The organism is Streptomyces sp. F63 (assembly GCF_018070345.1).
GTDB lineage: Bacteria > Actinomycetota > Actinomycetes > Streptomycetales > Streptomycetaceae > Streptomyces.
On record NZ_JAGPXX010000007.1, the window covers coordinates 120,894 to 133,679 of the forward strand.

The window sequence follows — 12,786 nt, forward strand, 5'->3', positions numbered from 1 at the left end:
TCGGCCATGTAGTCTGTCCCATCGTTCCCGAGGGCGCATAGCTCAGTGGTAGAGCGCTGCTCTTACAAAGCAGATGTCGGCGGTTCGAACCCGTCTGCGCCCACCAGCCCCCGCGCACCACGAAGGCCCAGGCCATCCGGCAGAGAACCGGAACCCTGGGCCTTGTCCGTGCCCCCGCTGAGAGGGGCCGGAAGAGGCGGCGTGCCACTTACGTGCCAGATGGGCCGCCTTGATCTTGCACCTTCCTGATCTGCCGGTCGACGTGATCGGCGATCTCGTGGTCCCGGCCGTTGACCAGATGCTGGTAGATCAGCGCGGCCCGCACCGACGAGTGCCCCATCCGGTGCATCAGCTCGCGCGTGGTCGCGCCGCCGGTAGCCGCCAGGGTGTTGCCGGTGTGCCGGAGATCGTGGAAATGCACGTCACGCAAGCCGGTCTCCGCCAGGGCACGCAGCCAGAGGCGGCGGAAGTTGTTGCGCCGCAGGACGCCGCCACGCGGCCCGACGAAGACGAGCCCGTTCCGGCCGGCCTGCGCGTGCTCGGACAGATGGGCTTGCAGCTCCCCGACGAGGGAGGCCGGGAAGGCGACCGTACGAATGCCCGCGGCGCTCTTCGGTGCCTTGACGAGCAAGCCGTCCGTCCGAGTCTCGGCGGCGGCCCGGCGGACGGAGACGACGCGGCGCTCCAGGTCCACGTCATGGCGCTGGAGCGCGGCCAGCTCACCGAACCGGAGCGACGTGAACGCGGCCAGGAGGACCAGCATTCGGTAACGGGCGGGCACGGCGTCGGCCAGGTGGAACACCTCGGCGACCGTCAGGAAGGGACGCTCAGCCGTCTTGGTGACGCCAGCGCCCTTGATCCGGCACGGGTTGCGCTGGATCAGCCCGTCGTCCACGGCCGTATTCATGATCGCGCGAAGGATCTGGTACGCCTTGACCACGGTCGGCTCACCAACGCCGCCGTCGAGCAGAGCGGTACGCCAACGCCGGATCTGCGCCGTGTTGATGTCGCCGATGTTCACGTCGCGGAACGTCGGCAGGATGTGCAGCCGCAGAGCGCTGCCGTTGCGTTCCCGCGTCGTCGCGGCGTAGTCGCGTTCCTTGAACCACGCCTCGGCGTAGGTCCCGAACGGGATCTTGTCGTCAGGGTTCTGCCAGCGACCTTCGATGATCTCGGCTTCCTTGCGGACCAGCCAGCGGTCGGCGTCCGTCTGCGTCGCGAAGGTCTCCGGCGCGGTGCGGAGAACCCCGTCGGGGTCCCGGAAGCGAGCCTGAAAGCGCCCTGACGGCAGCTTGCGGATGGAGCCGAACCGGCGCTTCCTGCCCTTGCTGTTCGCCATCAGGCCACCGCCCGGAGCGCGGTCCCACGGCTCGCGGTGATCGGCTGCACGGTGTTGGTCGTGACGTACGACTCCAACGCGCTTGCCGGTATCCGCACATGACGGCCGACCTTGACGAACACGATGCGGCGCTCCGCGATCAGGCGGCGCGGGAAGCGCTCCGAGGTTCCGAGGTACTCGGCGACTTCGGGAACGCTCATCAGTCGGTCCTTCATGCTGCGGCTCCTTCCAGTGCGAGTTGGTCAAGCAGTGCTTCGCGCGCGGTTTCGCGGTTGAGCTGTAGGCCCCGGGCGATGGTGGCCGCCAGGACGGATTCGCCCGGGGTGTGGCCGTGGCCGGCGTATTGCCAGTCGGCGAGAACGAGCACGGTGTCCGGCGTGGAGGCGTCGAGGTTCAGGACGGCGCGCTCCTGGGCGGCGCGGAAGTCGGCGCGCTCCTGGCGCAGGGCGCCGAGGGTGGTCGAGTAGCGGCGCGACTTTGTCGAGAAGTGGCCACGAAAGCCGATCATGTGCGCCCAAGCCCACAGGCGGCGGTCGGGGTAGAGGGGATCGAGCGCCTTGCAGGCCGCGACGAGCCGCCGGGCGTGGTCGGGTGCGCCGTGGCGTTCGAGTTCGGCGAGTTCGCCGATGCGGCGGTCCGGGGTGCCGGTGTTCTCGGCGGCCTTGGTGGCGTACTTGGCGACGTACGAGGCGACGGCCTGTTCGGTGATGTCGGAGCCGTCGCCGAACGCCTTGACCGGCCGCACGTCGAGCTGTGTCCCCCAGCGGAACGTACGGGCCGGTTCGTCCTCGGCGGCCGGGACACTGACGCTGGTGTAGGAGTGGCGGGCGGCGGCGCGGATCGCGTCGGCCAGGAGGTCCACGGTCGCCCAGGACGGCGGCGGGGAGTCGGGCCCGTCCGGACCGTCGAGGCGCATCACGGCGTGGAAGTGGACCGCGCCGCGCTTCTGGAACTCGGCGACCTTGCCGAAGGAGACCCGCAGGACCTCGGCGAGGGCGCGTTGGGAAAGGCCGGCCCGCGCGGCCAGCTCCCGGCGGAGCCGAGTGGTGAAGCGCTGCCACAGCTGCCCGGCGTGGTTGTTGAAGAGGACCGTCCCGGCGTAGTCGTACGTCTCTGGGTCGAGGGCGGAGCCCAACGCCGGATCATCGGCAGCGTGCCGGAGGCCGCAGCGGCAGACGCCCCGGTCGGGCCGGTTGTGTACCGGGCCGAACGACGGGGCGGTGAGGGTGAGGAAGACCCGGGGGTGTTCGCGGACGGTGGCGGGGATGTCGCGGCGGTCGTCACCGGCCAGGCCCGCGCGGATGAGGTGGTACGTGTCGCCCGCGTACGTCCAGGCGCAGGACGGGCAGCGGGAGGCCCGGCGGTTGCCGCAGGCGACGCGGAGCCGTCCGCCCGGTTCGTGCTCGGTCGAGTAGTGGTGCAGGGTCTCACCGGTCACCTTGTCCTTGGTCAGCGTCCAGCCCCGCAGGTGGATCGGGTCGGAGCAGCCTCCGGTGCGGCGGATCTGGTCCTGCCAGCGGTGGAAGTCGGAAGCCGAAGCCACCCTCAGCAGGTCGCCGAGGGTGGTCGGGTCGAGCTGGGCGTCAGGCACGAGCGCCCTCCGGCAGCCGGGCGAGGCGGCGGGTGCCGGTGCCCTGGCAAGCCGGGCAGTGCGCGGTGATGGTGCGCAGCCGACCGTGCCGGTCCCGGCCGCCGAGGGTGATGGCGACGGAGGCGAAGCCGTCGCAGGCCGGGCAGATCCTCGGCGCGGGCGGGGTGCGGTGGGCCATGATGGTGGTTCCTTTCGATTGCGGTTGGAAGGGACGGCCCCGGGTGGCGGCGTGCTTGGCGGCTTGTGCGCCACCCGGTGGCCGGTCAGCGGCGGTTCTGCTGCGACATGAGCGAGCGGAGCACCAGGGCGCACACGGCGACCGACGAGGCGGTGACGGCGACCGCGAGGAGCATCGAGACCAGGACCGTGCCGACGACCAGGACCACGGCCGTTCCGCCGCCGATGACGGTGAGCAGGGCGCCCGGGGTGAGCTGGACGGTGGGCCGGGCCGGTGCCGAGGGAGGCTCGGCGGCCGGGGCGACCGGGGCGAGCGTGTGGGCCGGGGTGTGCCGCTCGACGGCGGTCGGCTCGACCGGGAGCGGGATCACAGCGCCGGTCGGCGTCGGGTTGGTCGGGATCTTCGGACGGAACACGGCGGAACTCCTCACTTGATGGCGGTGTCGATGACCGGGGCGAGCAGGCTGTCCGCGATGAGGTAGCCGCCGAGGAGCAGCACCAGGACCAGCCAGAGAGGCGGGCGGATGAGCTTGCAGCCGAGGTAGCCCACGGCGATGAGGGCGAGCCAGAGCGGAACGTCCATGACGAGGGCTCCTATCGGATCGTGCAGCGGTGGGTGCGGGCGGCGAGCTGGGCGGCGCTCTGGCTGGAGTAGTCGGAGGACCAACCGCACCGGTCGTTGGTGCACACGGCGGCGTGCTTGGTGCGGCCGTGCCGGTCGCGGTGGGTGCCGATCTGCACGAAGCCGATCCGCATCAGGGCGTGGAAGAAGTCGCGGGCAGGCATGGGTTCAGTCCTTCAGTCGGTCGGCGAGGTGCTGGGGCGTGCGGATCGCTCACGGTCGTCGACTTCGTCGCGCAGAAGACGGGCCATGATCGGATGGCCGGTGGCGTCCATTTCGTTGGCGGCGTCGCGGAGTTCAGCGGGCGTCGACTCGTGTCCGGGCATGGGGTCCTCTCAAGCGAGTTGGGCGGCGATGGCGTCGGCCAGCGGCGGCGGGACGCCGAGCCGGGCTCGCAGGGTGTCGGTGTCGATCCGGTCGCCGGTTCGGGTTCGGTGTTCGTCGGCGACCTTGCGGGCGTGCTCGACGAGCGCGGCCGGGACCGGGACCGGGGACGGCTCCGGCGCCGAGGCGGACAGGGCCGGGACAGGCTCGGGGCTCTCGACTGCTTCCGGCTCCGGCTCCGGCTCCGGCTCGGGCTCGGGATCCGGCCTTGATGCGAGGTCCGGCACACGCTCGACATCGGCGACCTCGGCCGGTTCGGCAGCCGCGGTTTCCTGCCGCTCGTTCACCGGACCCGGCGAATGGACCAGGAGCGTGCCGCCGAGGAAGGCCAGCGCTGGCCACCCGGCGACGAGGATGCGCAGCCAATCGGGCACATTCCCGAGGTCGAGAAGGCCGGCCGTTGCCACGTTGGCGCCCAGGGAGGCAGCCAGGGCGACGGCGAACCAGAACCAGGCGGCTCCCACGGGCTCACCGGCCGGGCGGAGTGAGCGGAGCCGTCGCCAGGCAGCGACCAGGAGCAGGTCGACGCTGATCGGGTAGGCCCAGGCTTTCCAGCCGTCCTGTCCGGCAGCGGCGGCGAGGTCGTGGAGGTGAGCGAAGGACAGGGCACCGGCGATCACGGCTTGGACCAGTACGGCGTCGAGCCGGAGCTTGGCCAGCATCGTCGGTCTCCTTCCTGCTGGTAGATCGGGTAGCGGAGTTGGTGGAGCGGTCCGCCGACTGATGGGGGAGCGAGGCTCAGGCCGCAGCCGGGGCGGCCTCGATGGCCGGTTCAGGGACCGGCGCCAGAGGTGACAGGACGGGCCGGAACTGGGCGAGTTCGGGCACGTTCGGGGTCAGGTGGGCGTGCCGGTTGCAGGCGTTGACGGCCTGCCGCAGGGAGGTGTGCGGAGTCCGGATACGGCCCCAGCCGCCGGAGGAGTCGCCCGCCACGGCGATTCCGGGGGTCTCGGGTGAGATCTGGATCGTGGCGAGGACAGCATCCGGAGCGATGTCACCGAAGGCCATGTTCGCCGAGGGCTCGTCGTTGACGCGGTGGGCCGTACGGCCGGTGAGTTGGGCCCGGAGCATCGTGATGCCCTTACCGAGTTCGGAGCCGAAACGCTGCCCGCAGATCTCCAGGTAGATGCCGGCCGCGCGGCCGAGCTGGGCGAGCCGCGCGAGCGCGGTGATGATGCGGTCCCGGCGCTTCTCCTCCTCCTTAGTGCTGAACAGGGCGAGTTCGGCGACCTCGTCGACAAGCAGCACGACCGGAACCGGGCGCAGATGCTTGGGCAGGTCCCAGATGTCGGCGGCGATCTCCGCGTCCGGCACATCGGCGGTGATGCGCTGTTCGGCGCGGATGAGCTGGTAGACGGCTTCCATTCGGGACACCAGCGCATCGAGGAGTTCGGCGGCGGTGTCGGGGTTGTCGGCCAGTGCGGAGAACCGGCGAGCCAGCGGGAACAGCTCGACTCCCTGCTTACAGTCGATGCCGACGAGGGCAACAGGCTGTGTGGCCAGTTCTGCGACCAGGTTGCGTTGGTACACGGACTTGCCGGACTCGGTGGCCCCGATGGTCAGGGCGTGCGGAACGGTGCGGTAGTCGCGGTAGTGGACGGCTCCGTCCTCCCGCAGGGCGACCGGGACCCGCGTCGGCGTGCGGTCGACCCTGGCGGGCATCTGAACCCGCTTGAGCACGTCGTATCCGGTCATGCGCAGTTCGACCACACCGGAGCGCAGCTCACGCGAGGTCACGCCGTACATGCCGAACGAGTGCCGCAGCCGGTCGCAGGAGGCGGCGACCTCGAAGGCGTCCTGACTCGGGCGCAGGCCCAGCCGAAGGACCAGGCCGGTACGGGTCGGGCGGAGCCGCAGGATGCGCGGGGTCCGGGAGTTCGGCACCGGCCGGTTGGCGATCCGGGCCAGGGCCAGGCGCCAGCGGGACGGCGGAACGGTCAGCCCGCACGCCTCCATGACCGAGCTGTAGCGGAAGACGACCCGCAGCACCGCGAGGGCGATACCGAAGGACAGCCAGTACCAGGCGGGACGCCGCCACCGCAGAACCAGAGCGGTGGCGACGACCAGCAGCAGCGCGACCGTGAAGTCGGTCATGATCAGGCCGCCTTCGCCTTCGCGGCGACCAGGGAGGTGACCGCGACGGCGCGGAAGCTGATCCCGTGGCGGGCCTGCCCGTTGAAGGTGTTCTCCCACGGCCGGGCGACCAGACCGGTCAGGGCGACCGGGGTACCCATCTCCAGCTCACCGGAGATTCCCGTCTCCGGGACGGCCACGGTCAGGATCTCCGCGTCGCCGTTGGCCGCGAACATCACGCCGACGGTCATCATCGTCGCGCCGGTCTCGGCATCGGTGGCGATCTCGCCCGTGCGGCGGTCGCGGATCTTCGGCTGCGGGGGCTGGGCCACCATCACGGCGGCGGCGGAGGTGTCCACGGGAATCTGACGCATCGTCTTGTCTCCTGAGTGATGGGTTTCTGTCCGGCGTCCGGCCGGTGAGATCAGGAGACCGCGAGAGGGCATGGACGCATCACGGTCCGTATGGACGTTTGGGGACGTCTGAGTTATCGTCAAAACGTCCCCATCGTCCTACGGGAAGGCCCTGTGATGGCGAACGAGCGTCTGCGCGCGGCGATTTCAGCGAAGGGCGAGACCATCCAGTCCGTGGCCCAGCATGTGGGAGTGGACCCCAAGAGCGTCGAGCGGTGGATCACCACGAACCGCACACCGCACCGGGGACACCGCTGGAAGGCCGCGAGCTTCCTGGGGGCCGATGAGGTCTACCTCTGGCCGAGCGTCGAGAAGCAGGCGGAGACGGCGAGCACGTCAGAACTGATCACGTACTACCCGCACCGGGGAGCCGTCCCGGCGGCGCTGTGGTCGTCCCTGATCGAGAAGGCCACGGACCAGGTCGGCATCCTCGTTTACGCGGGACTGTTCCTGTTCGACAGTCACCCGGACCTTCCGGACCAGCTCGCCGAGAAGGCGAAGGCCGGCGCACAGGTCCGCATCCTGCTCGGAGACCCGGACTCGGAGGCGGTCCGCCAGCGTGGCGAGGAGGAGGGGATCGGCGACGACTTGGCGGCCCGAGCCCGGATCACCCGCCGCTACCTCCAGCCCGCGATGTCGACACCCGGCGTCGAGGTCCGGCTACACGACACGATCCTCTACAACTCGCTCTACCGGTTCGATGACGACATGTTGGTGAACCCGCACGTTCTCGGAGCTCCCGCCGGGCAGAACCCGGTGATGCACTTCCGCTACATCCCCGGCGCCCGGACGTTCCGGCACTACATGCGGAGCTTCGACTACGCATGGGAGCGCGGCCGGGAGGCGTGACGCGACCCAGGCCGGGGACGTGCGACGCTGAAGACATGGCCCGCGTCGACTACTACAACGATCCGAACGCCCCAAAGGCGAACAGCCTTGTCCCCTCAGTGACCGCCGTAGCGCGCAACGAGGCCGGGGAAGTCCTGCTGATCCACAAGACCGACAACGACCTCTGGGCCCTGCCCGGCGGCGGGGTCGACCTGGGGGAGTCGGCGCCAGATGCCGCCGTGCGCGAGACCAAGGAAGAGACCGGATACGACGTCGAATTGACCGGACTGGTCGGCTTGTACACGAACCCCGGGCACGTCATGGCGTACGACGACGGCGAGGTCCGACAGCAGTTCTCGATCTGCTTCCGCGCCCGCATCGTCGGCGGGGAGTTGCGAACCAGCAGCGAAAGCAAGGAAGTCGCGTTCGTGCCGCCGGGCAGGCTGGACGGACTGAACATCCACCCGTCGATGCGCCTGCGGATCGACCACGGCCTGGCCGAGCGGTCCGAGCCCTACATCGGCTGAGCGGCCATCCGGGCATGGGTGCGCTCGACAGCGGCCCCGAGGTACGGCCGTGCCTTGCTGATCGCGTTGTGCACTTCGCTGCCCGGTTCGTAGCGGACCAGGATCTCGTCGATCCGCCGGTCGAAGTCGAAGGACTCTCCGGCCGGCCCCGTCGTCATGTCGGCGAAGATGAGGGCATCGAGGACGGGGGAGTCCTCCCGCTCGTAGACCGCCAGCTCTGCGGAGAGCCCGCGCTGCTCGGCTTCGTAGACAGCACCCGAGTGGTGAGCGACCAGGCGCACGAGCCGGGAAGGCGCACCCAGCGACTCCAGGTGCCGAGCACCGTCGAGGGGATGAAACCCGGTCTCGCGCAGCTCCGGGGCATAGCCGATGTCGTGCAGCCAAGCGGCAGCGACGAGGAGATCCCGGTCGTCCTCGGACACAGCCGCGGTTGCCTCACGGGCCCGAGCTGCCACAGCCTGAGTGTGCAGCCAGCGGTTCCCGAGCGGGGGCAACAGGGACTCGGCGAGCGCGGCCGCTCCCTGGGGCGTGTCGAGTGCAGAAGGCATGAATCGCACGGTAGCCGAGACGAGTGTCGAGCCGACAGCCCAGGAACTGTGGACCCTGGATCTTGGCGCGGTAGAACTTTCCCTACTCCATCAAGGCCCGCGCACGGCGCGGGCGCGCGCCGCCTTTTCGGCGCGGCCCGCCTCCTGTCTCCGCCCCGGCTGGCCGCGCCCGGCGGCGCGCTGGCGGCTGCGGGCATGGGATGGGGGAGAAACCCTCTGTGGCTGGGGCGGCCGGCTCCACGGCTTTAGGCAGCCACTTTGGGGCGAGCCTCTAAGATCATGGCCCCAACGTCGTGCTTTACCGGGCAGGTCCACAGACTGCCCGACGCGCCACCAGCTTACGGGGCCATGATCACTCGCCCCAAAGCAGCTCCAGCCCAAAGCCGCTCCACCGACCTACGCGGCTAGTGGCCACGTTGCTGTCCTGGAAAGGCATGGCTGTCACTGCTCCAGCCCCCAATCGCGCACTCGCTGAAGTTCGCGTTTTACATCCTTAGCTACTCTAATTGCCGCCCGCAGCTCATCGTCTGAGACTTCCTCGCTGTGTGCGTGCACTAGCTTATTTCGCGTGTCGAGAAGAGAATGCAGCTGCTCCATCGTTTCGCGTGATACCGGTGCTCGGCGCTCGTAGTGGCGGAAGATTGTTCCTAGTGAGACCGGGCTCTTTCCGTCATCATCTTCAAGTGGCGCAAAACCCCGCATGAAGCGTTCAACATCGGACCATTGGTCAATAACTTCAGTAACGAGAAGGGCCCTCTCCGGCACAGACTCTGTTCTCTGCTCGCGTTGATAATTAATGACGAATATTGTGATCGAAATAGCCGCTATGAGGGGGATGATGCTGTTGGGTGTGCCCATTGCTTGTGCGATCACTGTGATCACTGCGATCGCAGTGATCGCGGATGCTGCAACTACTATAGGGGTCAATTTATCGATACTGCGGCGACTTTTGGGGAGTCGCTTCCAAGAGCTCGACTCGGCAGAGGCTACAACATCGCTTCGGGAAACCAGGTTCGCGCCGCGGGCGTCGGCGTAAATATTAGCTCTGATTTCCAACTCAGTGCGCCATTCTTCCGCGAGTGCATCAATTGCTGCACGAGCGTCTTCGCTGAGTCGGTCGTCACCCTCGGATGTATTCATTGCATTCACCTTCGCCCCGCGAGAAATGTGAAGATGCCAATCAATACCGATGCGGTGAAACCTATGGAGCCGGTTGGGGTTCCGATGTTTTCCCCGAAGACTCCTGCCATCGCGGCTGCTATGTACGGAACGACTGAGATCGATGTCTTCCACTTGGAAACTCTCGGTTGAATGTGGCCGCGTCGTCCAACCAGGTCTGCTTCTTGGATCATGCTGCTTGTGACCATGGGTGCCCCGGGACCCAGGTGAACGCTGGCTTCGATGCGCTCAGCCTCGCGCAGCACGTCTTCGCCGTACCTCTGGACGCATGCCTCAAGCGCCTGCCTGGCGTCGGGGACGAGCGAAGAGCTCCCGGCTACCTGGATGTCAAGATCATCGGATGCCACACCATCACACTATCGACCCTGAAGGTCATGCAACAAACCCTTCCCTGGGTGGACTTACAGGGCAGGAATCGGACGACGCCCGTGTGCCACACTCGTGCCAGATCGAACGGACAACCACGGTTACTCGGGGTCCGTGGTGGTGCAGAGGGCCGCCGGTGGGCTTGGCGCCGTCGCCTGCTCGGTGACCAGGCAAAACCCGTCGGTGAGCGGCGCCAGGCTTACAAAGCAGATGTCGGCGGTTCGAACCCGTCTGCGCCCACCAGCCCAAGCTCACGCGTCCCTGTTCTCTCGTCCGTGGAGCCTTCGCCCCAAGCCGCTGAGGCCCGGCACCCTGAAGTCGCGGAAGGGCCCGCTTCAGGGAGGGAAGCCGCTGAGGCGGTCTTCTCCGGCCGCCCGGATGCGGCCGCCCGCCGACTGGGTGACAGTGGTGGAAGTGCCCGTCCCCAGAGATCAGGGAGACCCACGATGATCCAGAAGCTTCACGACAAGGGCCTGCGCAGCGAACACGCTTACACCGCGGGCTTTGTGTCCATCGGCCTCTCCGTCGCCGCCTGGGCGGCATCACTCGCAGCAGAACCAGGGCGCGGACTCGATCGCGCCGACCGATGGGGCATCTTCGTCGGCGAATGGGCCCCCACGTTCTTCGGCCTCGGGGTGGCGCTCTCCCAGTACGAGCAGCAGGACGGCTCCCTTGCTGCCGAGATGCGCAGCCTTCAGGAAAGGGAACGGCAAACCGTGTAATGCGGCCGCCCGGTCCGACGCGTTTTGCGTGACGGGTACGGGTGCGGGTACCGCGATTCCGCGGCGGGTGACCTGAGCGCGTGCCGTATCCGTACCGGACCGAGCCGCCGGCCCCGCCCGGCGGGGCGCGTGAAGGGTGGCCGGCTCTGGACCGCCCAACGTACCGGACCGCTGGTGACCAGCGTGGAACGTTCTGCGGACGGGTGCCGGGCCCGTGCAGCAGAGGTGGGCGGTTCCCCTCCGCCTGTGCCCGTCAGTACGGAGCCCCCGTCGATTGCGGCGGGGGCTCCGTCATGCCGTGGCGGCGGGATTCCGCCCGTGTCACCTTCCGTGCCGGCTCACGGGACAGCTCCTTCGGCGCGTGTGTGCCGCGACCGCGGCCGGTGGCCGCCCCCGGACGGCGGGTCCGGACCGCATCCGCCCCCGGGGAGCCCGGCTCGTTCCCACCGTGCACATGCACAATCCGGCGCCCCGATCCGGCTTCCCCGCTCCATCGACCGCGCCGCGGCGGCTCCCGCAGACTGCCCGGAACATCCCGCCGAAACCTTCTGAGCAGGAGCCCGGGTCATGACGTCGTACACCAAGCATTTCATCGGCGGGGAGTGGACCCCGTCCGGGGGCACCGAGACGATCGATGTGGTCAATCCCGCCGACGAGCAGGTGATCGGTTCGATACCGGCCGGCACCGCCGAGGACGTGGACCGCGCCGTGCGGGCCGCCGCCCAGGCGTTCGAGAGCTGGTCCCGGACCTCACCGTCGGTGCGCTCCGCGCACCTGCTCCGGATCCAGCAGGTACTGGAGGCGCGGGGCGAGGAGATCGCGCGGCTCGTGGCCGGCGAGGTCGGCACCCCGGTGCAGGAGAGCCGGGTGCTCCAGGCCGGGCTGCCCGCGTTCACCTTCGGGCAGGCGGCCGACCTGGCGTCCGGTTTCGACTACGGGCCGGCAGAGGTCGGCAACTCGCAGGTCGTGCGGGAGCCGGTGGGCGTGGTCGGCTGCATCACCCCGTGGAACTTCCCGCTCCACCAGGTCTCCCTCAAGGTGGCGCTCGCCCTGGCCGCCGGCTGCACCGTCGTTCTCAAGCCGTCCGAGGTCGCGCCGCTCTCCGCGCTGCTGCTGGCCGAGATCGCCGAGGAGGTCGGGCTGCCCGCCGGGGTCCTCAACGTGGTGACCGGGTACGGGCCCGTCGTCGGTGAGGCCCTGGTGGCCCACCCCGAGGTGTCGATGGTGTCGTTCACCGGCTCGACCCGCGCCGGCCGCCGGGTAGCGGCGCTCGCGGCCGACACGGTGAAGAAGGTGGCGCTCGAACTCGGCGGCAAGTCGCCCAACATCATCCTCGACGACGCCGATCTGCGGGCCGCGGTCACCGACGGCGTCGCCAAGTGCTACCTCAACTCCGGGCAGACCTGTATCGCTCTCACCCGCATGCTCGTCCCGCGCGACAAGCTGGAGGAGGCCGGCCGGATCGCCGCCGAGGTCGCGAGCGGCTACCACGTGGGCGACCCGCAGGCGGAGGAGACGCAGATCGGCCCGATGGCCAATGACGCCCAGCTCAAGCGGGTACGGGACTACATCGCCGCCGGGATCGCCGAGGGCGCCACGCTGCTCACCGGCGGGCCCGACGCCCCGCTGGAGGGCCCCGGCTATTTCGTCGCGCCCACGGTGTTCAGCGATGTCAGCAATGACATGACCATCGCCCGGGAAGAGATCTTTGGTCCCGTGCTGTCCCTCATTCCCTACGACACCGAGGAGGAGGCCGTCGCCATCGCCAACGACACGCCTTACGGCCTGGCCGGCGGCGTGTGGTCGGGCGATCCCGAGCGGGCGAAGTCGGTCGCCCGCCGGATCCGGGCCGGCATGGTCGACGTCAACGGCGGCGCCTTCAACCCGCTGGCGCCCTTCGGTGGCTACAAGCAGTCGGGCGTCGGCCGCGAGGCCGGGCGGATGGGCTTCGAGGAGTTCCTGGAGACCAAGGCCATCCAGCTCTGACACCCGGGGGGCGCTCCGGCGCCCGCCGGGA

18 protein-coding genes and 1 tRNA gene are annotated in these 12,786 nt (G+C 69.1%); 5 read left to right on the plus strand and 14 right to left on the minus strand.

What is annotated here, in order from left to right; all coding sequences use genetic code 11:
* Positions 1–31 precede the first annotated feature (31 nt).
* Positions 32–106: transfer RNA gene (locus KBZ10_RS10370), tRNA-Val, on the plus strand.
* Between the two features lie 102 nt (positions 107–208).
* Here the strand turns inward: KBZ10_RS10370 and KBZ10_RS10375 are convergent.
* The 11 genes from KBZ10_RS10375 to KBZ10_RS10425 all read right to left on the minus strand — a co-directional run bounded on the left by KBZ10_RS10375 (position 209) and on the right by KBZ10_RS10425 (position 6,560).
* Complete coding sequence (locus tag KBZ10_RS10375; protein ID WP_210987242.1) at positions 209–1,339, minus strand: site-specific integrase; 1,131 nt, start codon at positions 1,337–1,339, stop codon at positions 209–211.
* Positions 1,339–1,554 (minus strand): excisionase family DNA-binding protein, encoded by a 216-nt coding sequence (locus KBZ10_RS10380; RefSeq protein WP_210987243.1) that lies wholly within the window; start codon positions 1,552–1,554, stop codon positions 1,339–1,341. Before KBZ10_RS10380 ends, KBZ10_RS10375 begins: the two co-directional genes overlap by 1 nt.
* Positions 1,551–2,930, minus strand: coding sequence for a replication initiator protein RepSA (repSA, locus tag KBZ10_RS10385; protein WP_210987244.1), 1,380 nt, complete (start codon positions 2,928–2,930; stop codon positions 1,551–1,553). The genes KBZ10_RS10380 and repSA overlap by 4 nt, the downstream gene beginning before the upstream one ends.
* Positions 2,923–3,108, minus strand: coding sequence for a hypothetical protein (locus KBZ10_RS10390; RefSeq protein WP_210987245.1), 186 nt, complete (start codon positions 3,106–3,108; stop codon positions 2,923–2,925). Before KBZ10_RS10390 ends, repSA begins: the two co-directional genes overlap by 8 nt.
* Before the next feature lie 85 nt (positions 3,109–3,193).
* Positions 3,194–3,523 carry a SpdD-like protein gene (locus KBZ10_RS10395; protein WP_210987246.1) on the minus strand — a complete coding sequence of 110 codons (330 nt, stop codon included), beginning with the start codon at positions 3,521–3,523 and terminating at the stop codon, positions 3,194–3,196.
* A gap of 11 nt (positions 3,524–3,534) precedes the next feature.
* Positions 3,535–3,690, minus strand: coding sequence for a hypothetical protein (locus tag KBZ10_RS10400; protein WP_210987247.1), 156 nt, complete (start codon positions 3,688–3,690; stop codon positions 3,535–3,537).
* Positions 3,691–3,701: 11 nt separating this feature from the next.
* Positions 3,702–3,893: a mobile element transfer protein gene (locus KBZ10_RS10405; protein ID WP_125623337.1), complete on the minus strand. Its 192-nt coding sequence runs from the start codon at positions 3,891–3,893 to the stop codon at positions 3,702–3,704.
* Between the two features lie 12 nt (positions 3,894–3,905).
* Entirely contained in the window at positions 3,906–4,055 is a 150-nt protein-coding gene (locus KBZ10_RS10410) for a hypothetical protein (RefSeq protein ID WP_210987248.1), read from the minus strand.
* Positions 4,056–4,064: 9 nt separating this feature from the next.
* Positions 4,065–4,775 carry a DUF2637 domain-containing protein gene (locus KBZ10_RS10415; protein WP_210987249.1) on the minus strand — a complete coding sequence of 237 codons (711 nt, stop codon included), beginning with the start codon at positions 4,773–4,775 and terminating at the stop codon, positions 4,065–4,067.
* A gap of 76 nt (positions 4,776–4,851) precedes the next feature.
* Positions 4,852–6,207, minus strand: a complete 1,356-nt coding sequence (locus KBZ10_RS10420) for an FtsK/SpoIIIE domain-containing protein (protein WP_210987250.1) — start codon at positions 6,205–6,207, stop codon at positions 4,852–4,854.
* A gap of 2 nt (positions 6,208–6,209) precedes the next feature.
* Positions 6,210–6,560, minus strand: coding sequence for a hypothetical protein (locus KBZ10_RS10425; protein WP_210987251.1), 351 nt, complete (start codon positions 6,558–6,560; stop codon positions 6,210–6,212).
* Positions 6,561–6,716: 156 nt separating this feature from the next.
* Here KBZ10_RS10425 and KBZ10_RS10430 point away from each other — a divergent pair, with 156 nt between their 5' ends.
* Positions 6,717–7,448, plus strand: a complete 732-nt coding sequence (locus tag KBZ10_RS10430) for an XRE family transcriptional regulator (protein ID WP_210987252.1) — start codon at positions 6,717–6,719, stop codon at positions 7,446–7,448.
* Positions 7,449–7,483: 35 nt separating this feature from the next.
* Complete coding sequence (locus KBZ10_RS10435) at positions 7,484–7,954, plus strand: NUDIX hydrolase (protein WP_210987253.1); 471 nt, start codon at positions 7,484–7,486, stop codon at positions 7,952–7,954.
* Here the strand turns inward: KBZ10_RS10435 and KBZ10_RS10440 are convergent.
* From KBZ10_RS10440 to KBZ10_RS10450, 3 genes are all read right to left on the minus strand, one after another.
* Positions 7,942–8,502, minus strand: coding sequence for an HD domain-containing protein (locus KBZ10_RS10440; protein WP_210987254.1), 561 nt, complete (start codon positions 8,500–8,502; stop codon positions 7,942–7,944). The two genes, KBZ10_RS10435 and KBZ10_RS10440, sit on opposite strands and share 13 nt — an antisense overlap.
* 441 nt (positions 8,503–8,943) lie before the next feature.
* Complete coding sequence (locus KBZ10_RS10445; protein WP_210987255.1) at positions 8,944–9,642, minus strand: hypothetical protein; 699 nt, start codon at positions 9,640–9,642, stop codon at positions 8,944–8,946.
* A gap of 5 nt (positions 9,643–9,647) precedes the next feature.
* Positions 9,648–10,028, minus strand: a complete 381-nt coding sequence (locus KBZ10_RS10450; RefSeq protein WP_210987256.1) for a hypothetical protein — start codon at positions 10,026–10,028, stop codon at positions 9,648–9,650.
* Between the two features lie 465 nt (positions 10,029–10,493).
* On the opposite strand from KBZ10_RS10450, the gene KBZ10_RS10455 reads away from it, so the two are divergent.
* Together KBZ10_RS10455 and KBZ10_RS10460 are read left to right on the plus strand one after the other, a co-directional pair.
* Positions 10,494–10,769 (plus strand): hypothetical protein, encoded by a 276-nt coding sequence (locus tag KBZ10_RS10455; RefSeq protein ID WP_210987257.1) that lies wholly within the window; start codon positions 10,494–10,496, stop codon positions 10,767–10,769.
* 567 nt (positions 10,770–11,336) lie between these two features.
* Positions 11,337–12,755: an aldehyde dehydrogenase family protein gene (locus KBZ10_RS10460; protein ID WP_210987258.1), complete on the plus strand. Its 1,419-nt coding sequence runs from the start codon at positions 11,337–11,339 to the stop codon at positions 12,753–12,755.
* Positions 12,756–12,786 lie beyond the last annotated feature (31 nt).